Source organism: Ureibacillus endophyticus, assembly GCF_003628435.1.
GTDB lineage: Bacteria > Bacillota > Bacilli > Bacillales_A > Planococcaceae > Ureibacillus > Ureibacillus endophyticus.
This window is the reverse complement of sequence record NZ_RBZN01000020.1, coordinates 24,924-50,706: the sequence shown is the minus strand read 5'-3', so window position 1 is coordinate 50,706 and position 25,783 is coordinate 24,924. Positions and strand designations below refer to the sequence as shown.

General features: G+C 35.9%; 18 protein-coding genes and 1 other RNA gene. 17 read left to right on the top strand and 2 right to left on the bottom strand.

Annotation, left to right across the window (positions count from 1 at the left end; translation table 11 throughout):
- The first annotated feature begins 27 nt into the window (after positions 1–27).
- The 6 genes from D8M03_RS09625 to D8M03_RS09600 all read left to right on the top strand — a co-directional run bounded on the left by D8M03_RS09625 (position 28) and on the right by D8M03_RS09600 (position 6,185).
- Positions 28–510: a cell wall elongation regulator TseB-like domain-containing protein gene (locus tag D8M03_RS09625; RefSeq protein ID WP_121214558.1), complete on the top strand. Its 483-nt coding sequence runs from the start codon at positions 28–30 to the stop codon at positions 508–510.
- Positions 511–525: 15 nt separating this feature from the next.
- Positions 526–1,719 carry a pyridoxal phosphate-dependent aminotransferase gene (locus D8M03_RS09620; protein ID WP_121214557.1) on the top strand — a complete coding sequence of 398 codons (1,194 nt, stop codon included), beginning with the start codon at positions 526–528 and terminating at the stop codon, positions 1,717–1,719.
- Between the two features lie 219 nt (positions 1,720–1,938).
- Entirely contained in the window at positions 1,939–3,222 is a 1,284-nt protein-coding gene (gene asnS / locus D8M03_RS09615) for an asparagine--tRNA ligase (protein WP_414674156.1), read from the top strand.
- Between the two features lie 1,220 nt (positions 3,223–4,442).
- On the top strand, positions 4,443–5,159 hold the full coding sequence (locus D8M03_RS09610) for a DnaD domain-containing protein (RefSeq protein ID WP_121214555.1): 717 nt from the start codon (positions 4,443–4,445) through the stop codon (positions 5,157–5,159).
- A gap of 22 nt (positions 5,160–5,181) precedes the next feature.
- A complete protein-coding gene (gene nth, locus D8M03_RS09605; RefSeq protein WP_121214554.1) occupies positions 5,182–5,841 on the top strand; it encodes an endonuclease III in 660 nt (219 codons plus the stop codon).
- Positions 5,838–6,185, top strand: a complete 348-nt coding sequence (locus D8M03_RS09600) for a YpoC family protein (protein WP_341943159.1) — start codon at positions 5,838–5,840, stop codon at positions 6,183–6,185. Before nth ends, D8M03_RS09600 begins: the two co-directional genes overlap by 4 nt.
- 80 nt (positions 6,186–6,265) lie before the next feature.
- Here D8M03_RS09600 and D8M03_RS09595 read toward each other — a convergent pair whose 3' ends face one another.
- Positions 6,266–8,917 (bottom strand): PBP1A family penicillin-binding protein, encoded by a 2,652-nt coding sequence (locus D8M03_RS09595; protein ID WP_211330892.1) that lies wholly within the window; start codon positions 8,915–8,917, stop codon positions 6,266–6,268.
- Between the two features lie 26 nt (positions 8,918–8,943).
- The gene (gene recU / locus D8M03_RS09590) at positions 8,944–9,570 is read right to left on the bottom strand and encodes a Holliday junction resolvase RecU (protein ID WP_121214553.1); all 627 of its coding nucleotides are present in this window, start codon (positions 9,568–9,570) and stop codon (positions 8,944–8,946) included.
- A 153-nt stretch (positions 9,571–9,723) separates the two neighbouring features.
- Here recU and D8M03_RS09585 point away from each other — a divergent pair, with 153 nt between their 5' ends.
- The 11 genes from D8M03_RS09585 to D8M03_RS09535 all read left to right on the top strand — a co-directional run bounded on the left by D8M03_RS09585 (position 9,724) and on the right by D8M03_RS09535 (position 25,774).
- Positions 9,724–9,921: an endonuclease gene (locus tag D8M03_RS09585; protein WP_121214552.1), complete on the top strand. Its 198-nt coding sequence runs from the start codon at positions 9,724–9,726 to the stop codon at positions 9,919–9,921.
- A 49-nt stretch (positions 9,922–9,970) separates the two neighbouring features.
- Entirely contained in the window at positions 9,971–10,339 is a 369-nt protein-coding gene (locus D8M03_RS09580; protein WP_121214551.1) for a YppE family protein, read from the top strand.
- Complete coding sequence (locus D8M03_RS09575) at positions 10,329–12,605, top strand: DEAD/DEAH box helicase (protein WP_121214550.1); 2,277 nt, start codon at positions 10,329–10,331, stop codon at positions 12,603–12,605. Before D8M03_RS09580 ends, D8M03_RS09575 begins: the two co-directional genes overlap by 11 nt.
- Positions 12,606–12,612: 7 nt before the next feature.
- Complete coding sequence (locus D8M03_RS09570) at positions 12,613–13,857, top strand: ribonuclease H-like domain-containing protein (protein ID WP_121214549.1); 1,245 nt, start codon at positions 12,613–12,615, stop codon at positions 13,855–13,857.
- Between the two features lie 146 nt (positions 13,858–14,003).
- A complete protein-coding gene (gene gpsB, locus D8M03_RS09565) occupies positions 14,004–14,303 on the top strand; it encodes a cell division regulator GpsB (protein WP_121214548.1) in 300 nt (99 codons plus the stop codon).
- A gap of 57 nt (positions 14,304–14,360) precedes the next feature.
- Positions 14,361–14,741: RNase P RNA component class B (gene rnpB, locus D8M03_RS09560), an RNA gene on the top strand.
- 204 nt (positions 14,742–14,945) lie between these two features.
- Entirely contained in the window at positions 14,946–16,670 is a 1,725-nt protein-coding gene (locus tag D8M03_RS09555; RefSeq protein ID WP_414674155.1) for a putative bifunctional diguanylate cyclase/phosphodiesterase, read from the top strand.
- The gene (locus D8M03_RS09550; protein WP_121214564.1) at positions 16,670–17,806 is read left to right on the top strand and encodes a THUMP domain-containing class I SAM-dependent RNA methyltransferase; all 1,137 of its coding nucleotides are present in this window, start codon (positions 16,670–16,672) and stop codon (positions 17,804–17,806) included. Before D8M03_RS09555 ends, D8M03_RS09550 begins: the two co-directional genes overlap by 1 nt.
- Before the next feature lie 146 nt (positions 17,807–17,952).
- Positions 17,953–19,854, top strand: coding sequence for an ATP-dependent DNA helicase (locus D8M03_RS09545; RefSeq protein WP_121214546.1), 1,902 nt, complete (start codon positions 17,953–17,955; stop codon positions 19,852–19,854).
- Positions 19,855–19,977: 123 nt separating this feature from the next.
- Positions 19,978–23,169 carry an AfsR/SARP family transcriptional regulator gene (locus D8M03_RS09540; RefSeq protein WP_121214545.1) on the top strand — a complete coding sequence of 1,064 codons (3,192 nt, stop codon included), beginning with the start codon at positions 19,978–19,980 and terminating at the stop codon, positions 23,167–23,169.
- 1,348 nt (positions 23,170–24,517) lie between these two features.
- Positions 24,518–25,774: a substrate-binding domain-containing protein gene (locus D8M03_RS09535; RefSeq protein WP_121214544.1), complete on the top strand. Its 1,257-nt coding sequence runs from the start codon at positions 24,518–24,520 to the stop codon at positions 25,772–25,774.
- The last annotated feature ends 9 nt before the right edge of the window (positions 25,775–25,783 follow it).

Genomic DNA, 25,783 nt, shown 5'->3' with positions numbered 1-25,783 from the left:
GAAACAAACGAATATGAAGGTGATTCGATGAAAAACTGGATAATTTTCATTTCGGTTTTTTTACTTTCATTGATCCTGGCCATTTCAATCTTCGTAATATGGAAAGCCGATACACCATTTAATAAAATTGAGAAGCAAGCAGAGGAATTAGCAATCTCTTCTGGGAAGCTTACAAAAGTGTCTGATAGCTACGTTTACAATGGTAATAAACCGTATGTTACTATTTTCGGGGAAGATGAAAATGGTAAAGAAAAAGCATTATTTGTTCCGGTCAGCTTAGAAGAGAACTCGATTCAGGAAGTATTTTTGCAAGACGGTATTACTAAGGAACAAGCTTTATCGGTCTTAAATAATGAAGAGAAAGTAAAAGAAATCCTCCATACGAAATTAGGCTATGAGGAAGTCGGTCCAGTTTGGGAAATCACCTATATGAACGAGTCCGAAAAACTAAATTATGTCTACATTGTTTTTGAAGATGGAGAATGGTGGAAACGCATTTTGAATTTATAAGGGGAAGATGAAACGATGAAAAATCTACTAGCCAAACGTGTAAAAACATTAACACCATCAACAACATTAGCGATTACTGCAAAAGCAAAAGCGTTAAAAGACCAAGGTATTGATGTAATTGGTCTTGGTGCTGGTGAACCAGATTTTAATACACCACAAAACATTCTGGATGCTGCTTTAGATTCAATGAATAAAGGATTAACAAAATATACTCCATCAGGCGGACTTCCTGTATTAAAACAGGCAATTATCGATAAATTAGTACGTGATAATCAATTAGAGTATAAACAAAATGAAATCATCGTTGGTATCGGTGCGAAACATGTACTTTATACTTTATTCCAAGTGATTTTAGATGAAGGCGATGAAGTAATCATCCCGATTCCTTACTGGGTATCATATCCTGAGCAAGTAAAACTAGCTGGTGGTGTACCTGTGTATGTAGAAAGTGATGCTTCTCAAAACTTCAAAATTACAGCAGCTCAATTACGTGAAGCAATTACTGACAAAACAAAAGCAGTGATTATCAACTCTCCAAGTAACCCATCTGGAATGGTTTATACACGTGAAGAACTTGCTGAAATCGCTGCGGTTGCAGTTGAACACGATATTCTAATCGTATCAGATGAAATTTATGAAAAGCTTTTATACAATGGAGTAGAACATTTTTCTATTGCTCAACTTTCTGAAGAAGTGAAAGCTCGTACAATTGTCGTAAACGGTGTGGCAAAATCCCACTCAATGACAGGATGGCGTATTGGTTATGCAGCTGGGGATGCAAACATTATTAAAGCAATGACTGACTTAGCATCTCATTCAACATCAAACCCTACGACAACTGCTCAATATGCAACAGTTGAAGCATATAATGGACCACAAGATTCTGTTGAAGAAATGCGTCAAGCATTTGAATCTCGTTTAGAAGTAATCTATCCAAAACTTAGTGCAATTCCTGGGTTTAAAGTGTTAAAACCTCAAGGTGCTTTCTATCTATTACCAGATGTTTCGGAAGCAGCTGCTAAAACTGGATATGATTCAGTAGACGAATTCGCTACAGCTTTACTTACTGAAGCAAATGTTGCAGTAATACCAGGTTCAGGCTTTGGTGTTCCATCGACTATTCGTTTAAGTTATGCAACTTCTTTAGAATTATTAGAAGAAGCGGTTAAACGAATGGACAACTTTGTAAGAACAAAATGGCAAGACTAATTTGAAAGAAACTATAAAGAGTTCTTAATGTATTGGCGCTTGGTTTGCTTTTTCTATAAAACAATTCCAACGCGCCTTTACCTTTTTAGAAGATTCATCGTTGTATTCCTTATGTTTATTGCATAGAAGGGATTATATTACATAGTGGTCAAGTTGGACTAGACAGCGCCTGAATCTGGACAATACTAATATTGTTGGAGGAACAATATGAAAAAAATTATGATTAAAGACATGCCATCATCTATTGGCGAAACAGTAAAAATAGGTGTTTGGCTAGCAAACAAGCGTTCAAGTGGAAAAATTGCATTCTTACAATTACGTGATGGTTCTGGTTTTGTACAGGGCGTAATCGTTAAAGAAGAAGTAGGGGAAGAACTATTTGCAACTGCAAAAGGTTTGACACAAGAAACATCGATGTATGTAACAGGTGTTGTAAAGGAAGATACACGTTCTAGCTTTGGTTGTGAATTAGCTATTACGGACATTGAAGTGATTCATGCTGCAGTGGATTATCCAATTACACCAAAAGAACATGGTGTCGAATTCTTAATGGATAATCGTCATTTATGGCTACGTTCTCGTAAACAACATGCCATTATGAAAATTCGCAATGAAGTCATTCGTGCTACTTATGAATTTTTCAACAATAACGGGTTTGTAAAGATTGACCCTCCGATTTTAACAGGTTCAGCACCAGAAGGAACTTCAGAGCTTTTCCACACAAAATATTTTGATGAAGATGCTTATCTTTCACAATCTGGTCAGTTATACATGGAAGCTGCTGCAATGGCATTAGGGAAAGTATTCTCCTTTGGGCCAACCTTCCGTGCAGAAAAATCAAAAACACGTCGTCATTTAATTGAGTTTTGGATGATTGAACCAGAAATGGCTTTCGTTGAATTTGAAGAAAATTTAGAAGTACAAGAACAATACGTTTCGTATATCGTTCAATCGGTATTACAAAATTGCAAAATGGAATTAGAGCGTCTTGGCCGAGATACATCGAAGCTTGAAAATATCAAAGCGCCATTCCCACGTATTACGTATGATGATGCGATTAAATTCTTACACGAAAAAGGATTTACGGATATCAATTGGGGAGACGACTTCGGTGCACCTCACGAAACAGCAATCGCCGAGCATTATGATAAACCAGTATTTATTACATGCTACCCAACTGGAATTAAACCGTTCTATATGCAACCTCATCCAGAAAGGGAAGATGTTGTATTATGCGCGGACTTAATCGCTCCAGAAGGTTATGGTGAAATTATCGGTGGTTCAGAACGTATCCATGACTTCGAACTTCTTAAACAACGTATCCAAGAACATAACTTAGATGAAGAAGCTTATGCATGGTATTTAGATTTACGTAAACAAGGTTCAGTTCCACACTCTGGATTCGGCTTAGGTTTAGAAAGAACTGTTGCGTGGATCAGTGGTGCAGAACACGTACGTGAATGTATCCCATTCCCTCGTTTATTAAATCGACTTTATCCATAAAATAAAACTTTAAAAAGCGTCCGTTTATACGGGCGTTTTCCTTTAAATGGGAATTTATTTTCAGAGAGCTGAACCTACTTAGAGGAAATTTTGGGAGTACTTGTTTTTCTGATGCTGATGAAGGTTATATTCTAGTGAAAATCCGGTCAAATTGGTCTTTAGAAGTGTAATAAAGGACAATTACTCAGTGGGAATTCGATGAAATAGTCTTGATAAGGTTGATGAAAACCAAAACTCAAAGAAAATTTGTTAAAATGGTCTTCATAAGCGTAATGAAGGACAAAACTGAAAGAAAATCCGTTTGGAATGGTCTTCATAAGGCGGATGAAGGACAAAACTGAATGAAAATCCGTTTGAAATGGACTTCATAAGCTTGATGAAGGACAAAACTGACTGAAAATTCGTTTGGAATGGTCTACATAAGGCGGATGAAGGACAAAACTGAATGAAAATCTGTTTGAAATGGACTTCATAAGCGTAATAAAGGACAAAACTGAATGAAAATCCTGTTGAAATGGTCCTCATAAGGCGGATGAGGGACAAAACTGACCGAAAATCCGTTTGGAATGGTCTTCATAAGGCAGATGAAGGACAAAACTGAATGAAAACCCGTTTGGAATGGTCTTCATAGGGCAGATGAAGGATAAAACTGAATGAAAATTTGCTTGGAATGGTCTTCATAAGGCGGATGAAGGACAAAACTGAATGAAAACCCGTTTGAAATGGTCTTCATAAGGTTGATGAAGGACAAAACTGAGCGGAAAACCAGTAGATATGGACTTCATAAGGCGGATGTAGGACGAAACTGAGCGGAAAACCAGTAGAAATGGTCTTCATAAGCGTAAAGAAGGACAAAACTGAATGAAAACCCGTTTGAAATGGTCTTCATAAGGTAGATGAAGGACAAAACTGAACGAAAATTTGCTTGGAATGGTCTTCATAAGGAAGATGAAGGACAAAACTGACTGAAAATCCGGTTGAAATGGTCTTCATAAGCTTGATGAAGGACAAAACTGAATGAAAATCCGTTTGGAATGTTCTTCATAAGGCGGATGAAGGACAAAACTGAACGAAAATCCATTCAAAATGGTCTTCATAAGCAAGATAAAGCTCAAATTAAACAATAAATCTATCGAACTGGTTTTTATCAGTCTTTTGAAATCAGTTCTCAACCCAAAACCCGTAATAGATGAATTTTCTCAAAAGAAAGGAGTCTTATTATGAATGCAAAAAATCAACGACTCCGTATGTGGTCAGAGCAAGTGCATGTAAACGTACCTCAACTTTTTTTTCAACACTATAAGGCATTAAAAATACCTGATGACGAAGCACTTCTTCTACTCCATCTGCTTGCTTTTCATACAGAGCAAAATGATTTCCCTACTCCTGCTGATCTGTCGGAAAGGCTCCATTTTAACGAAAATGATATAACTCTAAAATTACAAAGATTAATTCAAAAAGGGTTTTTAGAAATAACTCAAGGCATTGATGCACACGGTAAATTGTATGAGAAATATTCGATATATCCATTATGGGAAAGAATTTTAGATTATATTGAAACGTCTACTAGAAATCAAGAACAAGAGGAAGAAAAGAACGAAGAGGGAGCTATTTTTTCTCTTTTTGAACAGGAGTTTGGACGATTGCTATCACCAATGGAAATCGAAACAATTTCCATGTGGATCGATGTAGACCGCCATTCACCAAGTATTATTAAAGCAGCTTTAAAAGAAGCTGTTTTAGCTGGTAAAATATCATTACGATATATCGATCGTATTTTATTTGAATGGAAAAAGAAAAATATTACTTCTGTAAAGCAAGTAGAAAAACATACGGAACAATTCCATCAAAAAACAACTACAGTACAACCAAAACCACAAGCAGAACCAATACAGAAAAAAGTACCTTTCTATAACTGGTTAGAAGAAAGGGAATAAATTTGAAACAGGGGTGAGATCAATGCTTACAAAAAAACAATGGGAACATTGCTTAGAAGAAATGGACAAGATGTTTCCGGATGCACATTGTGAGCTTGTACACGATAACCCGTTTGAGTTAACAATTGCAACACTATTGTCAGCACAATGTACTGATGTTCTCGTTAACAAAGTAACGAAAGATTTATTTAAAAAATATAAAACACCAGAAGATTATCTAGCAGTATCATTGGAAGAATTGCAGAATGATATTCGTTCCATAGGGCTATATCGCAATAAAGCTAAAAATATTCAAGCTTTATGTGAAAAGCTCATCAAAGAATTTAATGGTGAAATTCCTCAGACTCGCGAACAGTTAGTTACTTTACCGGGAGTAGGTCGTAAAACTGCAAATGTCGTTTTATCTGTAGCCTTTGACATACCAGCACTAGCAGTCGACACCCATGTTGAACGAGTGTCAAAACGGCTTGGCTTATGTCGGTTAAAAGACACAGTTCTTGAAGTAGAAGAGACAATTATGAAAAAGACGCCAATTGAAAAATGGTCGAAAACTCATCATCAATTAATCTTCTTTGGTCGATATCATTGTAAAGCTCAAAACCCTCAATGCGGCGAATGTCCTCTTCTTGATCTTTGTAGGGAAGGTCAAAAAAGGCTGAAAAAAGGTTTGGTGAAACAATGATACAAGTGAATAAACAAGCTATCCAAAAAGAAAAAGTGGACCCATATTTTGAACAATGGGAACAATTAAGTACATTAATTCATGAAGCGCATTCTGAACGGAATAATCAAGCAAGGCCATTAATGGAGCAGGGAATTGCTCTCTTTGAAAAATGTGTCCTTGATTGTTCAGAAACCCATGAAAAGACGATGAAAGAAAACGAGCAATATGAAGTGTTACCGATCAACGGAATGGAGCGCATATTATTTATTAAAGCTCGACCTGCTCAATATGCTTGTTATCGACAATTAGATGAGCTGTTTAAAGAATTGAAAAAACGTCTTGCTCGTCTTCGAATCAAATAAGAAAAGGGATTATCATTGGTGTAATGATAATCCCTTTTTTACGTATTTAGCTTAATTCAAACCGCTTCCGCTTTTCGAATCTATTCAGTTTCCGGAGCGGTTGGATTTGTTGGTGGTACTACTTCACCTTGATTTTCACCTGGTCCAAACCAATCTTCAAAATCATCATCTTCATTATTTCCATTACCTTGGCCATTTCCATGACCATTGTTTCCGCCGTTATTATTGTTTCCACCGTTATTATTGTTACCGTTGTTGCCATTACCGTTTCCGTTTCCATTATTGCCGTTGTTGAAGTCATCACCAAATTCTCCTTCAGGTGTTTCAACTTCTGGCACTTCAACTGCTTGATCAACATAGATTGATACGGAAGCAGGGTCACTACGTAAGTCACCGGAAACCGCTACAACAGAGAATGTGTAGTTTTTACCTGGTTCGATATTTGACAATGTGATTTGATTACCCGTAATTGTATCAACAACAACTGGTGCGCCATTATCAACTGCCATCGAAACTTCAAAGCTCACATCTGACGGAGCATTTTCATCATCAGATTCTGGAAGTGAATATTCCCAAGTTAAATCTACTAAACCGCCACCGTCATTATAATTCGCTTTTAAATTTGTTGGCGCATTTAAAGTTTGTGCTTCATATTCCTCAGAAACTTGTGTTGGTTCTGTACCTTTCACAAATAATTCTGTTTGGCGTAATTCAGCTGGCGTAAATTCACTCGCTAATTTTAATGGATTTGACCCAACTTCAATTGTTGCTTCGACTACTGAACTTGGTTTTGTAAAGTTCGGTGTTTCTACATTCGCTGAAATTTGAGACATAATCGACTTAAATAATGTTTGTGGTAATCGACGCTCATCCCACGTTGTAATAGGTTCTGAGTAATTCGAGTAACCACTCCAAATCGCGATTGAATAATTTGTCGTATAACCCGCAAACCAAGAATCTGGAACGGCACTACTTGGTAAATTAAATTGTTCGAAATCTTTCGTATCATAGTTTGTTGTACCAGTCTTACCAGCAATATCAAGTCCTGAAACAGCGGCAGCAGTACCAGATGCGTTTCGTTTGCTACTCACAACATCTCGTAAAATGTCTGTTACCATATAGGCAGTATAGTCATTCATTGCAACTACTGGTTCAGTTTTATAAGTTTTCTTAGAACCATCACGGAATACGATTTCTTTGATTGATTTCGGTTTATTATAAATCCCGTTATTTCCAAAGGCAGCGTAAGAAGCTGACATTTGGACTGGAGTTAATCGAATATTACCTCCACCAATCGCATCGGATTCGTAAACATTTTCTACATCGATACCTAGTTTAGATATGAATTGTTTTGCAGTATCCGTACCAACTTCTTGTAAAGCTTTTACAGCTGGTACGTTTCGAGAAGTATATAAAGCTTCGCGAATTGTCATTGCACCTAAATATTTATTATCCCAGTTTGAAATTATTTTGTCAGAACCAGTATAGGACATTCTTTCATCTACAATTGTTTGACCAGTTGACCATTTTAAGTTTTCAATTGCTGGTCCATAATCTAAAAGTGGCTTAATTGTCGAACCAGGTGAACGTTTCTTTAAGTCGTATGCATAGTTAAATCCACGTTCTGCACCATAATTTCGTCCACCACCAATTGCACGAATCTCCCCAGTTTTTGTATCAATTACTGAAACACCTGATTGGATTGTTTCAGTAGGGAAGTTACTTGGGTTGTTCATAACGTCTTCTACTACTGATTGTGCATTCGGATCTAATGTTGTATAAACTTTAACCCCTTCAGAAAGTGCATCGCCGTCACCATTTGCTTCGATTTCACTTAACACTACATCTAAAAATGCATCATATTTTGTACCAGCAATTGCTTGGCGTTCTTCTTCTGGAAGTAATCGAGAAGTGACATCTATTTTCTTTGCCTCTTCCGCTTCTTTTTCAGAAATTTTGTCGTGTAAAACCATCAAATCGAGTACTAGGTCACGACGTTGTTGAGCGCGTTCTGGGTTACGGAATGGATTGTAATTGTTTGGACTTTGAGGCATACCAGCTAAAAGTGCCATCTCGTCCAACTCAAGTTCATCTAATTCCTTACCGAAGAAGTGTTTTGAAGCTGTTGCAATACCGTGTATGCGTCCAGACATTAAGATTTTATTAAAGTACATTTCAAAAATTTCTTCTTTAGAATATTGCTGTTCAAGTTGAATAGCTAACCATGCTTCTTGTGCTTTACGTTTTAACGTTTTACCGTTATCGAAGAATGAGTTTTTAATAACCTGTTGGGTAATTGTACTACCACCTTGTGCACCAAATCCATGACGGAAGTTGGCTAAAACGGCACTAGCAGTACGCCAAACATCGATACCAAAATGTTTAAAGAAGCGTGAATCTTCTGTTGCTAAAACGGCATCTACTAAACCTTGTGGAATTTCATCATAGGTTACATATTTACGATCAATTGTACCGGTCGTTGCAAAGAGTTCACCATTAATATCGTAGAATTCTGATGATACTGGGTCTTTTAATGCTTCTTCATCTAAATCAGGTGCAGAACTTGCGTAAACAGCAAATAAACCTACACCACCTAGAAACCCTACTACACCAACAATGACTACAATCATTAAAATCCTTTTAATCCATGTCATAATAGGCTTTTTTTGTGCTTTTTTTTGTTTTTCGCGTTGACGTTTTAATTCTTCACGCGTACGACGTTTCTCTGTCAAGATAATCTCCTCACTTTAACAAACTATCATTCTTCGTTTGCTATTAAATTTGGTATTACGGATAAATAATCAATTCTTGGGTTGTAACCTGGTGTTATTTCAAAGGTTTTAGTTTCAAAGACTTTTAGTGGAATTGATTTACGACCACCTTGCTCCATTGTTGTCCACGCTTCACATAGAATGTCGAAAGGAACGACAAAATATCGATCCAAAGACGAAAAGCGTACAATCATAAAGGCGATTCCTTTTTGATTTGTCACTTGTTTCATATGCGTTACTTGGTGTTGGTGAATATTTTTTAATGGAAAAGAGGTTTTATTCTCCGTTTCCTTCGCCTCAAAATCAATATAATAACCATTCCAAACGCCATTATAATCCGTGGTTGATGGTGTTCTGAAATAAGCTTCCCGAATAACCGCAGCACTCCTTGATGGATACTCTACTTTAACGATTTGTACGGGAACAGGTTTCTTATGGATAATGGCTTTTTGTTGATTGAGATAATAGATATTTGTTTCATTTATTTCATCTTCAAGGGTTTTCCCCCGGTTACTAAAAGATAGGTCTTTCTCCTTTTTCACTACATTCTTTTCATTTGTAATTTCATTAGTTCTTGGCCTAAATCGCTTGCCGTTCGGATAATTAAACACCATGAAATCACCTCTTGAAAATGATATTTTACCATTTGACTATATCATAGAATAATAGCGAAAATTTTCTTGTTTTAGCATCCTATGTCTAGTTTTGACAAGTCGAAAGGAGTTTAACAATTAATAGTGAATTTTACAGTCAAGGGAGGAATGACAATGAATCGAATTCAAAAGCTTATTTCGCAAATTGACTGTGTTGATCAAATGATGACGGCTAAAATTGATAATGAACGTGCTTTCATTCACGACCAAATTTTTTCTCGTCTCGGTACCACTTATCAAAAAATAAGCTTAGCAGAAAAGCAATTCCATGTAAAGAATGCGTGTTCCCCTATTACTAGTGAAATAGTTTAATTTTTGATAAACTAAAATCTATAATATATTTCTTAAGAGGTCGTTTATCATGCAACTTATTGAACAAACTAAATTGTTATTACTTGAGTGTGATGCGTCGAAGGATCGTTTCTTTAAACAACGTGAACTTGACGCTTCTCCTCAATTTTTTGAAGAAGTAAAACCCCATGCAGATGAAATTCAACTCCTATTAAAAGATTGGAAACATAATGCAATGAATTGGATAAAAGAAAAGAATCCAAGATATATACACAAAATGCAAATTGACAATGTAGAAGATGCAATGAATCAATTCGTAGTGCAATCCTTTTATAAGGAAACAAGTAAAAAACGATTTCTTCAATCTGTTCAATCTGTTCATTATACATTATCTTTCTTTTTACGATATTTAATGGAGGATAGCGATTATGCTAAATAAAAAAAGAACAATTGATGAACTTTTAAAAGAATGGATGCACGATGAAGAATTAAAACAGAATATCTTGCATTGGCAAACGTTAGAAGGGCAGGAAGCGAAATTTGCACCTTTCCCTGAAAACCTTCATCCTTCTATCCAAAAAGCATTAAAAGTAAGGGGAATCTCTCAATTATATACGCACCAAAGAGAAGCCTTTGACTTTGCAACAAACAATCAATCATTTACTGCTGTTACTCCTACTGCCTCTGGAAAATCACTTTGTTACCATTTACCTGTCCTTCAAAAAATACTAGAAGATCCTTCAAGTCGTGCCATTTACTTATTTCCTACAAAAGCGTTAGCGCAGGATCAAAAAGCAGATTTGAATGATCTAATCGAGTTAATGGGAGAAGAGGTACTGAGCTATACCTATGATGGAGACACAGCACCTGGAATTAGACAAAAAATCCGAAAAGCTGGACATATTATCATGACAAATCCAGATATGTTACATTCGGGAATTTTACCGCACCATACAAAATGGGTTTCTCTTTTTGAAAATTTAAAGTATATCGTGATCGATGAATTACATACATATAAAGGGGTATTTGGTAGTCACGTTGCCCACGTAATTAGGAGATTAAAAAGAATTTGTGAATTTTATGGAAGTAACCCGATATTTATTTGCACATCTGCCACAATTAAAAATCCAAAAGAGCTGGCAGAGAGCTTAACGAATACAAAACATGAACTCATTGCGAATTCAGGTGCCCCTGTAGGGAAGAAAACCTTTTTATTTTATAATCCTCCAATCGTTCACCCTACATTTGGTGTTCGACGAAGTAGTATACTCGAAGTTCGAGATTTAGCTACAAGACTCTATGAAGCAGGTATTCAATCTATTGTTTTTGCAAAATCTCGTGTTCGTGTGGAGATGCTTGTTACCTATTTAAAGAGTTTAACGAAAAAGAAAATCCAAGATGAGTCAATCCGCGGTTATCGAGGTGGCTATTTACCTACTGAGAGAAGGGCTATTGAGAAGGGCTTAAGAAATGGTGATATCCAAATTGTTGTTAGTACAAATGCACTAGAATTAGGTGTTGATATTGGGCAATTGCAAGCTTGTATCATGACGGGATATCCTGGTAATATAGCTAGTGCATGGCAACAAGCAGGTCGCGCGGGTAGAAGACAGGATTCCGCCTTAATTATATATGTAGCGAATTCTACCGCCCTCGATCAATATGTTGTGAATAATCCAAACTATTTACTTGGAAGTTCACCAGAAGAGGCGCTAATTAATCCTGAAAATATTTTGATATTAATGGACCATTTAAAATGTGCTGCCTTTGAGTTGCCCTTTGCTACAACAGATAGTTACGGAGAATTTGAAATACAACAATTATTAGAGTTTTTAGAAGAAGAAGGCGTAGTCATTAAAACGAGCAGTCAGTGGTATTGGATGAGTGAACGATTCCCAGCCCATGAAATAAGTCTGCGTTCAGCATCTCAAGAAAATGTAGTCATTATCGATCAGTCCATTCCTGCTGGTACAAAAGTGATTGGGGAAATGGATACGTATAGTGCAATGACTTTATTACATGAAGAAGCCATCTATTTACATCAAGGAACGCAATTTCAAGTTGAAAAATTGGATTGGGAAGAAAAGAAAGCCTATGTGAGAGAAGTAGATGTGGATTATTTCACAGATGCGAATCTAGCAGTCGAATTAAAAGTCCTAAATGAGGATAAAAGGGTAGATTACGAATCTGCTAGTGTTAGCTATGGCGATATTAGTTTACTAGCTATTCCAACGATATTTAAAAAAATACGTTTCCAAACACACGAAAATATCGGCTCTGGGAAAATCCATATTCCACCATTAGAAATGCATACGAATGCAACATGGATGTCCTTTGAACTACCCGAAAACTGGTCAGAAGAGATGTTAACCGACGCTTTAACAGGTGCTGCTTATGCAATTGGTTCATTTATCCCGCTATTTATTCAATGTGATCGCAATGATTTATCAGTCGTGCCACAAGTAAAAGCGGTTCATAATGATAAACCAACACTTTTTATTTATGACAGTTATCCTGGTGGCATTGGTTTAAGTGAAAGAGTATATGATATTTTACAGCCAATTCTTGAACAAACGATTGAACATGTAAAACAATGCCCATGTAATTCAGGCTGTCCATCTTGTATTGGAGCACAAGACAGTTTAAACGAAAGTAAAGGTAAAGTGTTAAAAGTATTGTCAATTTTATTACGTGAAATGATGTGATTAAGATATGTCATATGAAAATAAAATGATGCAGCTTAAACAAATGCTTGGGAAAAAACAAGAGAAAAAGGTGGAAAAGCCTTCCTTTACAAAACCTGATAAACCTTGGTATGTCGACGAGTGGAAAAAAGAAGGGCTAGAAGTTATTGAAAATGATTTTGGGATGTTATTTAAAAGGCAAGTAGAGTATCCCCAAGATTATATGCATGGTTCATATCAATTAAAAATGTTTTTTGAAGCTATTGAGAAATGGCAAACGTCAGCGATTGAACATCCATTTTCAATTGATTATGACGAGACAGTTGTGTTTTTCGATACAGAAACAACTGGGCTAAAAGGTGTTGGAACAAATATCTTTTTATTAGGTTTTTTAGAAGTATTAGAAAATAAATTTCTTTTAACACAATATGTTTTAGCAGATCCATCCCACGAGGCTGCCTTTTTATTTGAATCCAAATTATGGCAGCGTAGTAAAACGATCATAACATATAATGGCAAAAGTTTTGATTGGCCACAATTAGAAACAAGATGGACATTAAATCAACAAATATTGCCAAAGTTAAAAAACATGCGACAAATTGATTTATTACATAGCACAAAACGCATATGGAAAAATAATTTGGAAAGAATGAAGTTAACACAGGTAGAAGAAACAAAACTTGGATTTAAACGAAATGGAGATATCCCAGGTTTTCTTGCTCCAATTATTTATACAGATGCGGTAAAAAGTGGTAATGCTAGTAGCCTTATGAAGGTGTTAACCCATAATGAATGGGATTTACTTTCACTAATTACACTCTATATCCATTCAACAAATCTTCTACTTGAAAGTCATTCACAAGATACGGCTACTACCTACACGAATATTGGAAAGTGGTATGGAGATTTAAAGATTACTGAGCAAAGTGAAACGGTTTTACGTACTGTAACAAATACCTTTCATGATCAAGATGTAGGATTAGCGCATTTTTATTTGGCAGTACAGCAAAAAAAACAAAAAGAATATGATGAAGCAACAAAATCATTTCAAAAGGCTTTAATGACGATTGGGAATAAAGAAAAGTTAAAAGCTTTAGAGCATTTAGCTATCATTTATGAACATCAGTATAAAGATTATAGTAAGGCATTTGACTATACTTTAAAGGGAATTGAAATGATTCAGAATAATGATTCAAAAGCAAGAAAATTACTAGATTGGACAAAACGTCTAAATAGGTTGAAAAATAAAATGGAAAGGGAAATAAATAATTAATACAATTTCCCAGGAAACCGCAAATTTAGACAATTTTCAACTTGGTCAATTTACACAATTTTTAATAGTTTCTAACAATCCTTTTTATATTTGACATATGATATAATTGAAAATAAGGTACGTATTTGCATGGAAGGGCGATGTGAATGGAAATTAAATTAAGTTCTAAGATCATATTAGAAAAAGAATTTAAAAAATCGATGAAAGGTTACAATGTTGACCAAGTCGATCAATTTTTAGATCAAATTATGGAAGATTATGACGCATTCGAAAAAGTAGTGGAAGAATTGCGTGCTGAAAATAAACGTTTAAAAGAAGAACTAGAAAATACAGCAAGTCGAAGAACACAAGTCCAACAACCAGTGACGAGCAATACAAACTTTGATATTTTAAAACGCCTATCAAACCTTGAAAAAGAAGTGTTTGGTAGTAAACTTTTTGAATAAACATCAATTAGGTATTGTTTTTGTACTTAACTTTTAGTATAATAGCTTTTGTCATAGTCATTCAGGTAATCGCTGCAACTCTTTGAAGTTGTAGAGGAAAGTCCATGCTCACACGGATCTGCGATGACCGTAGTGTTCGTGCTTACTGAAAAAATAAGGTAAGGCAAGCAATTGCTTGACGGCGGAAGGATAACCTAAGTCGTAAGATATGGTTAACACTTCCTGAAAGTGCCACAGTGACGTAGCTTCAATGGAAACATTGAAGGTGGAACGAGGTAAACCCCACGAGTGAGAAACCCAAATTATGGTAGGGGCACTCTCCTGAAGGAACTGAACGGATGGAGGGACGCTAAATTTTAGCGTAGATAGATGATTACTGCCCGGTTCGTACGAGGCTGAGGCCGTTTGAGTACTCGGGAACAAAACATGGCTTACGAATCACTATGATAAAAAACATATTAACCTCATGAATAATAACTAATAAGGACAAAAAATGTCCATTTAACAAACATACTTTTCTCCAATGCGAGATAGTATGTAATACATAAGGGCATTTTGCTCAAGATGATAGGCTCTCCATCACTTTGGAGAGCCTTTCTTTTAGCAAGAATAGGGAGAAATAATATGAGGAAAGCTTTAAGTATGTTGAAAAAACTAAGTGAAAATGGAAACTTAGTTAATTCTTATCAAGTTTTCACGAAGATTTTCGAGAATGTTTATGAAGGTATTATGGTAACCGATGCAGACAAAAATATCATCATTGTAAATCCAGCCTTTGAAATTGTAACAGGATACAAATTTAAAGAAGTTGTAGGAAAAAATCCAACACTTTTACAATCTGGAGTTCATGATCGCTCATTTTACCTGAATATGTGGAAAAGTTTAGCTGATCATGATATTTGGCAAGGTGAAATCTGGAATCGCCGAAAAACCGGTGAAATTTATCCAGAATGGTTAACAATACTTAAAATTAAAGACGAAAATGGGAATGTAACGAATTATTGTGGGATTTTCACTGATTTATCTGAACGTAAAACGGTTGAAAATGAGCTGAAAAAACGTGCATTGACTGATTCACTTACAGATGTAAATAATCGTTTCGCTTTTCTTGAAAAAATGAATACCCTCCTCTTAGAATCTTCAAACACTGTTCAACATGCTGTCTTTTTCTTAGACTTAGATCGATTCAAGCAAGTTAATGATACACTAGGTCATTCCATTGGTGACTTACTTCTCGTTGAAGTGGCAAAGCGAATTAAACGCTTATTAAAGCATAAAGATATTATCGCGAGGTACGGTGGTGACGAATTTGTTATTACCTTAACAAATATCCATCATCCTAGAGAGGCTGCCAAGTTTGCAGAGGAAGTTATTCGTGAAGTAGAACAGCCAATCATGATAAATAATCAAGAATTATTCGTTTCAACAAGTATAGGAATAAGTATTTATCCGCATGATGGTGTTACAACGGAAGAATTAGTGAATCGTGCAGATAAGGCGATGTATTTTTCAAAACAAAACGGGCGTAATCGATTTTCATTCTACTTTGAAGAATTGAATACTGATAACGAACGTTTAATCGCGCTTGATACAGAAATTCGAAAAGCGATTGAACATCGTGATTTTGAATTATATTATCAACCAAAAGTGGATAGTAAAAAGAACAAAATTATTGGGGTAGAAGCCCTTGTGCGTTGGAAAAATGAAAAATTGGGGTTTGTTTCACCGGGAGAATTTATCCCATATGCGGAAGAAACGGGTTTAATTATTCCAATTAGTGAAATCATTTTGGAAAAGGCATGTGAAGAATTAGCCGTACTTAGAATGGCTGGATATTCAAATTTAACCATTTCCATTAATATTTCCAGTATTCACTTCCAACAACAAAATTTCTTAGAATCCATTCAAAGGATTTTAGAGAAATATAATACATCTGCCCAAAATTTTGAAATCGAAGTGACAGAGCGGACTGTAATGAATAGCGAAGAAGAAACGATTCGCAAATTAGTTCGTTTGAAACAACTTGGTTTTAAATTATCAATTGATGATTTTGGAACTGGTTATTCTTCCTTAAGTTACTTAGTGCGTTTCCCATTAGATTATTTAAAAATCGACCGTAGTTTTATCCATCATATAGTGACCTTAGATGATAAACAAGCGGTAGTAGACGCAATTATCCAAATGGCACATCGATTAAAAATGGAAGTTATCGCAGAGGGTGTTGAAAGTATTCAACAAATTAATATTTTGCGAGATATGGGCTGTGATTATATTCAAGGATATTTCTATAGTAAACCAATTCCATTGGATGAGTTAATTGAATTTTTACAACTCTGGGAATATGAACATCAAGGAGAAATTGAATGATGGCAAAATTTAAATTAGTAGCAACCGCTGCAATGGGACTTGAATCAATTGTAGCTCAAGAAGTACAAGATTTAGGTTATGAAACGAAAGTAGAAAATGGAAAAGTTTACTTTGAAGGCGATGAAACAGCAATTGCAAGATGTAATCTTTGGTTACGTGTTGCAGATCGCGTAAAAATCGTTGTAGGAGAATTTCCTGCTGAAACATTTGATCAATTATTTGAGAATACAAAAGCATTAAATTGGGAACAATATTTACCAGTTGATGCTAATTTCCCTGTTTCTGGTAAATCTGTAAAATCAAAGTTATTTAGTGTTCCAGACTGTCAAGCAATCGTTAAAAAAGCAATCGTTGAGAAAATGAAGCTTCATTATAAACGTCTTGGTTTCTTAGATGAATCTGGAGCAACGTATAAAATCGAAGTGTCCATTTTAAAAGATGTAGCAACATTAACTATCGATACTTCAGGTGCAGGTTTACATAAGCGTGGTTACAGGCAGAACCAGGGGGAAGCTCCTTTAAAAGAAACACTTGCAGCAGCATTAGTGAAAATTTCTAGATGGAGCCCAACACGTCCTTTTGTTGATCTGTTCTGTGGTTCAGGTACCATCCCACTAGAAGCTGCGATGATTGGACAAAACATTGCACCGGGTTACAATCGTGAATTTATTTCAGAAGATTGGCCATGGATGAAAGCTAAAATTTGGGATGATGCTCGCAATGAAGCGGATAATCTTGCAAAATATGACCAACCACTTGAAATTATTGGTTCCGATATCGATCATCGTATGGTCCAAATTGCTCAAGAAAATGCCCTGGAAGCTGGGTTTGCAGATTTAATTACGTTTAAGCAAATGCAAGCAACTGACTTTACAACGAAGTTAACTGATGGTGTAATTATTTCGAACCCACCTTATGGAGAACGTATTGGGGAAAAAGAGGAAATCGAGCAAGTAATTAAACAATTAGGGGATATTATGAAAAACTTTCCTACTTGGTCGGTTTATATGCTTTCTTCGATGGAAAACTTTGAGCAGCTATATGGTAGAAAAGCTACGAAGAAACGAAAATTATTTAACGGGTTTATTCGCACAGACCTTTACCAATATTGGGGTCAAAAATCGAAACGTGACTAATAGATGTTGAATAATATATTTTAACGGAAGGAGAACGGTCTCCTTCCGTTTCAATGTCTTCTTATTAAATAGAAAAGTTAGCGTGTTGTCTAGCCAAAGTCATGAATAGAATGACTTATTGTAGGCATAGAGATAGGAGAAAAATAATGAGACAGTCTTTACCGTTTGAATTATCTAGAGATAAAAACTTTTTTGATTCATTAGGCGATTGGATGGGTGACGTCCTTTATGACGAGTTGCCCGAAAAAGGATTTGAATGTCGTGATGAACAAATTTTCATGGCATACCAAATTGAACAGGCGTTAAAAGAAAAAAATGTCCTTTTTGCTGAAGCAGGAGTAGGAACAGGAAAAACGATTGCCTATCTTTTACCTGCCATCTCGTATGCACGTTATACAGGGCGACCTGCATTAATCGCATGTGCAGATGAAACATTAATCGACCAGCTTGTAAAAGAAGGCGGCGATATTTATAAGTTAACTGAACATTTAGGTTTAACCATCGATGTTCGTCTTGCAAAATCCCGTGATCAATATTTATGTTTAAAACGTTTTGAAGAAGCTGAAAAAGTTGTAACAGACGAATGGATAGACGATATTGCCATGTCTATTCCTGATGGTGTATATGCACAAGGTTCGATGATTTCGATTGAACCCTATGGTGCAAGAAGTGACTATTCAACGGTTAGTGATGAAGATTGGCAAAAGGTAAATTACAATGCCATTATGCAATGTTCTGTATGTGATATGCGCAATCGTTGTGGTCAAACATTACATCGTGCACACTACCGCAAATCAACAGATTTAATTATTTGCTCTCAAGACTTTTTAATGGAGCATTTAGCAACAAAAGAATCTCGTGAACGAGAAGGACAATTACCACTTTTACCAGAAGTGTCGATGATTGTACTGGATGAAGGGCATTTACTTGAATATGCAGCTCAAAAAGCAATGACTGTAAAAGTTCAGGGCCATACGATTGTGACTTTATTAGAGCGATTAATGGTGGATGGTGTAAGAGAAAAAACTCTATACACGATGGAAAAATTACAAGATGATCATGAATTATTCTTTGATCAACTTCGTGACGATGTGGTGCCATCGGAAGAAGATCGTAAAGCAATTAAAAAATCTGCTCGATTAATTGCCCTTGGGAAACAATGTATTCAAGATGTAGAACAATTGCTAGAAGAATTTGTGTTTGAATCGGAATTATATATGATTCCAGAATACGAATTAAATATGGCTGAGGAATTTTTAGAGCAATATCAAGCTGCAATGAGAATTTTTGTTGCTCAAGGTGATGCAGTCGATTGGTTAGAAGATACGGACGGGGAAGAAACATTAGTTATAATGCCACGACTCATTACGGAAGTTCTTCAAGAGAAACTGTTCTCGAAAAAAACACCAATCGTCTTTTCATCTGCAACATTATCAGTTAAAAAAGATTTTTCATATATCGCTTATAGTTTAGGCATTAAAAAGTACCAATCCTTCAGTGTACCATCTCCATTTGACTATGATGAAGTGATGAAAATCTATTTACATGAAATAGACCAAAAGGATAAAGTCGCAAAAGTTGAACAGCTTTTAAAAGACAACAAACAAACGTTAATTTTATTTAAATCAAAACAAGCGATGCTACAGTTTAAATCAAAATTATCAATGATGGCAAGACTTACGGTAGCATTTGAAGGTGATCGCGAACTTTCTGCTATCGTTCGTGATTTCCAAGAAGGCACAATTAAAACATTATGTTCTTATCATTTATGGGAAGGGTTAGACTTACCAGAAGAAGCGCTGACTCGAGTTGTTATTTATGATTTACCATTCCCGCCGAAAGATCCACTATTCGAGGCAAAAAGAGCGTTTTCTGAAAATCCATTTGAAGAAGTAGAATTACCGTTCATGCAGCTACGTCTGCAACAAGGTATTGGTCGTTTAATTCGAACTTCAAAAGACTTCGGAGATATCCATATTTTATTAAATGAAGAGGATCAAAAGGTGAAAAATTCATTTATTGACATTTTACCAGTAGATCCAATGTAAATATTGAGGGCTGACGTTTTAAGAGAAAAAAATCTTAAGCGTCAGCCCTTTTTTGACAAATTAATACAGATAAGTATGATAAAATGATTTGGATATTATGAATAATGAAAGGGGGTTTTCGTTTTGAACCATGTATTACTCTCAAAACTTATCCCGCCAGATCCATCTATTCATTATTTACACAGAAGTCGTTTACTGAAAAAACTATCAAAAAGTGCCCATGTCAAATTAACCGTTGTACACAGTGGAGCAGGCTTTGGAAAAACATCAGCACTTGCCCAATTAATGACCAATCAAAATCAGCGCTTCTCTTGGTATCAGGTAACGGAAGATGATGATGACATTTTGCCTTTTTTAAGGCATTTATTTTATAGTATTCAACGGGTGAATCCTTCCTTTGGGAAAGAAATTGAAGAATGGGATCATTTTTATAGCTTTCCGAAAGTAGAAGATTTGAACAAACTTTATCGTACCTTTATTAATGAATTTTGTAAGACAGAAGAACCTTTATTTGTGATTATTGATGATTTTCATCTAGTGAATCATGTGTTTCAAATCAATTATATAATGGATAAAATCATTGAACATTTACCACCACACATTCATTTTATAGTGGCATCGCGAATTTATCCAAATTGGAAATGTATTTTGCCATTACGAATGAATGCTAATTTAGTAGAGTGTAAAGAGGAAGACTTTGTTTTTTCGGCAGAAGAAGTGGAAATCTTATTTGAAGATTTTTTTGATCGAAAACTTTCAAAAGAAGAAGTCAATAATATTCTAACTTTGACTGAGGGATGGCCGATTGTCATTTTGTTATTAGCAATGCAATCAACAGAAAGCACCCTACCCATTCAAGAGATTGCTAAGTTTTCTTTACAAGACTTCTTTTCCTATTTATCAGAAGAGGTATTTGAAAATTTAAATGCTGGACAACAGGAAGCATTATTAAAATATAGTATTTTCCAAACGTTTTCCTTACAGCTCATTGAAACGTTTTACAATAAAGAAATGGCCACGCAATTAAAGGAACTTGTAAAATATCATGCATTTATACAGCCCCTAGTTGGTTTTCAGGAGTTTCGTTTTCATGCGCTTTTTAAGCAATTTCTTGAGGTGAAATTGCAGGAAAAAGATTATGAACAATGGACAGAACTACAAAAGCAGGCAACAAACTATTTTTCCCATCAAAAAGACCCTGTAAATGCTTTATATCATGCATTCAAATCTAATGATGAAGAGCTCATTGCAAATACATTAATGTCTTTTGCAACAACCTTTATTCGTGCAGGTCAGTTTGATTATTTTTTAGAAAGAGTGAAGGAACTAGGGGAAGATACGAGGAAGCATTTTTATCCGTTATATTTTTTCGAAGGCGAGTGCCAGCGATATCGGGCGCAATATGAAAAAGCAAAAAAAGCCTATGAAAAATGTATGAAATTTGCAACTGAGCAACAAGATCGTTTTTATATTTTAAAGGCAAATGCTGGAATTGCCCATATTTATTTAGATACGATTCAGCCTGCTTTTGCACAAAAATATTTAATGAATGCATTGCACCTTGTTGACACGGTAGAAATGGATGCGGAAGAACTTCATTTATTGCAACGTCAATATGCTGAAAACCTAGTGAATTTAGGTAGAGCTGGGGAAGCGGAAGAATGGGTTCTTTCAAAAGGACTTCCTCAACAAGTGTTAGCCCAAGGAAATTTAGACGTTCGAATTTTGCTAAGGCAAGGTAAACTGGCTCAAGCAAGGAAACTCATTCAACAAAGGGAAAATGAACATAATTATTCATTAGATGCCCATCGTGAATCCGATGTGTTACATGCTTTAATCCTATCTTTACTAGGAGAAAATGAAGAGGCATTACGCTGTTCCATAAATACAATTCATAATAGTTTGCAAGATTATTCCCAGTTTTCATTGGCGGTAGCCTATTTACGAAAAGGACATGCAACTTGGGTTTTAAATCCCTTGCTTTTAGAAGAAGCTGAAACTTGTTATTTAAAAGCGATTGAAGTAATGGACGAGATTCATGTTACAAGGGCAAAAGCTGAATCTTATTTAGGTTTAGCCATCGTAAAGATAAAACAAGGTGTTCTTCATGAGGCATTATCTTTTGTAAAAATAGGTTTGTATGAAACAGAAAAAGCGCAGGATCAATGGGTAACCGCACTATTACTTACAGCTTCTACGATTATTCATTTAGAGAATAATAATTTAGGAGAAGCGAAGAAATGCGCGGAGAAGGCAAAAGAATTATTTGAGATAAGTCCTGATTATTACGGGATGATGGTGACTAATTTTTGGCTTTCCTACATTGCTTATAAAAATGGTGATACTCAAGAATTTATGCAATGCTTCGAATCATTTGCTTCGTTATGTAGTGAACATAATTTTTACTTCTTTTTAAATAAACGAACTTTATTCGGTCCAGAACGATTCTTAAGTTTTTGGGAGACGGTGAGTTATGCTTTACAAACGAAGCCGAATGACCAAAACATTCAACAAATTGCACAATTTCTCCAATTACATCCAGATAGTTTAATTCCAAAGCATACTTTTGCCTTGCGTGTTTTGGGACCATTTACAATGAAGCGAGATGGATTGGAAATAGTAGATAAAGAGTGGAAACGGGAAAAAGCGAAGGAATTGTTCTTATATTTATATTTTCATCGAAATCGCTTTGTGGCAAAGGAAGAGATAATGCATACGTTATGGCCAAATAGTGATGAACAATCCATGAACCGCGATTTTAAAGTGGCCTACAATGCTTGTTTAAAAGTGCTACAGCCAGATCGTTTAGCTCGTGATGATAGTCCATATATTTTAAGAAAGCAATCAATGTATAAATTACATCCTGTTATAGCATTTTCCTCGGATATGGAATTTTTCGAGAAGTTTGCGAAGTTAGGATTAAATGAAAAAAACACGCATTTTGCATTGGAGTTACTCTTAAAGGCATACAGCATGTACAAAGGACCAGTATTAGAAGATTTATCGTCTTTCCAATGGGTAGAAGGGAAAAGAGCTGAATTTCATAAACTTGTTATTTTGGTAAATGAAAAGATTGCTCAAATTTATGCGGAGCTAGAAGATTATCAATCGACAATAGAATGGGCAGAGAAACTACTTCAACTTGATAGCACGTGGGAAGAGGGCTATCGATTGCTTATGTTAGCCTACTACCATCAAAATAACCGTCCTCAAGCAGTTCGATGGTATGAGAAATGTGTGGAAGTGTTGGAGGAAGAATTAAACATCGAGCCAATGGAAACGACAATCCTAGTGTACGAAATGATTTCACGCTAATGCAGACAGAATCTATTTGGGTTCTGTATGCGTTGGTGTTTTTTTGTACTTGCTACAGTCTGATTGTTGGGATTTATTCTAATAGAAGTTCAAATGAGAGTCGTTTATAGTGAGAGGACTAAGCACACAAGCAGCAGAGCCAACTTGTAGTTGTCTCTACTGCTTGTCTTAGTGCTTGTTGCAATGTCCTCTCACATCTAGGTACGCCTTCTAATAAATTCTCGATATATTGCGCGGCTTACAGTGGTAGGCCGCGTATTCTAACGGTAAATCTTTCTACATAAATCGAGGTGAATTATTTCTCTCAAATCAATACTGCACGTTCTAGAATGGAATTCCAGAATCTTTTCTGGCAGTGATACGGCATCAATTTTGTCACTCTCAACAAAATTAAAGAGATATTCTTGTTTATAAGACTTTTTCTTTATTAATTAGGTTTGTTTCTTGAAGGTGAATCAGCAATGTTTTTTGTATTAAAAATAAGACTTACACTTTTTTACTCCAAAATTCTAGTGACATAGGATATGTTTTGTAAACAGTGCATAGCTTTTATTAAATTATTTGGAGACTAATTGATTATCATTTTGTCTTTCAATTAGGAATAACAGTTTAATATTTAAAAACAAATGAATATGCCTATAAGAGTACAATTTGTAGCAGAGTAAAAAATTATTGATGTGAAGATATACAAATAAGCGGATTACAAAAAAACTAATTTTTGAGACTATGAAAATAGAAAATAATAGTATGAACTTTGTTTTAACCTATTTTTTTTACGTGACAGAAGCAATTTTACCAATTAGAAAACGCGGCCTACTACTGTAAGCCGCGTAACAAATTAGAAGTTTTAGAAAGTGGAACAATTGTGAGAGGACCTTAACACAAGCACAAAGACAAGTCGTAGAGACAACAACAAGTTGGCTCTGCGGCTTGTGTGCTGAGTCCTCTCACTAAACGATTCTATTTTTGAATTTTTATTAGATTTAATCAGATAAGCAATTAAATTAATACTAACTTTTTGCACCTGTCGCTTCGCTTTCGGTGCAACAAAAAAGAAGCTGTCATAAATCATGGAGGATGGTGCACCTGTCGCTACGCTTTCGGTGCAGAAAAAATCGATATCCTATCCGGGTTTTTTTGCACCTGCCGCTTCGCTTTCGGTGCAGCAAAAAAGAAGCTGTCTCAGAACATGAAGGATGGTGCACCTGTCGCTACGCTTTCGGTGCAGAAAAAATCGATATCCTATCCCGGAGGATATCGATTTTTTTGTAACCAATTTGTAACTCCTATTTAGTATCTTATATTCAAAGCAGTGTAAGCGCTTTATAAAAGGATAGGGGGTAATCGGATGAAGAAGTTTTGGTCATTATTTTTCATCATGGGATTAGTCGTACTGATGTTGGTAGCTTGTAGTAGTGATGAACAATCGGCAACGAAGGACTCGGATGAAACGGTTACAACAGGGGGAGAGGCAGAGGGGACTGAAGCCACAACAGAGGGCGGCACAATCAAAGTCGGTGTTTTAGCCTCATTAACAGGCGCACTTGAATCTTATGGAAAACAAACGCAAAAGGGATTTGAACTTGGTTTAGAATATGCAACGGATGGCACGATGGAAGTCGCAGGTAAGAAAATCGAAGTCATTTGGGAAGATACTGAAACAAAACCGGAAGTAGCGGTTCAGAAAGCTACAAAACTATTAGAAGATGATGGTGTTGACTTCTTAGTTGGTTCTTCCAGCTCAGGCGATACATTAGCTGTACTACCACTTGCGGAAGAATACGAAAAAATTATGATCGTTGAACCAGCAGTAGCGGACAGTATTACAGGTTCCGAATTTAATCCATACATTTTCCGTACAGCACGTAACTCTTCACAAGATGCGTATGCAGCAGCTGCAGCCATTGCTGGCGATGGTGTGAAAATTGCAACCTTTGCACCGGACTACTCATTTGGTTGGGATGGTGTTGCGGCATTTAAAACAGCTGCAGAAAAATTAGGAGCTGAAATTGTCGTGGAGGAATATGCAGATCCAGCAGCAACGGATTTCACATCAAACTTACAAAAAATTATTGAAGCAAAACCTGATTATTTATTTGTTGTTTGGGCAGGGGCAAACTCGCCTTGGAATCAAATTGCGGACATGAAGCTACAAGAAAACGGTATCAAAATTTCTACTGGTGCACCAGACATTGTCGCGTTACAAATGATGGGTCCTCTAGTGGGAATGGAAGGGTTCTCGGTTTACTATCACACACTACCACAAAATCCAGTAAATGATTGGTTAGTAGAAGAACATAAAAAACGTCATAACGGTGAAGTACCTGACCTGTTCACACCAGGTGGTTTCTCAGCAGCTATTGCCATTGTGGAAGCTTTAGAAAAATCTGGTGGGGATGCGGATGGCAATACACTAATTCCGTTAATGGAAGGGATGTCCTTTGAAACGCCAAAAGGAACAATGACTTTCCGTAAAGAAGATCACCAAGCATTACAAACAATGTATTCAATTCGTTTAGAAAAAGTAGATGGTGTGGATTATCCAGTACCTGTGTTAATTCGTGAATTATCACCGGAAGAAACAGAGCCACCAATCTTAAATTAATCAAATAGA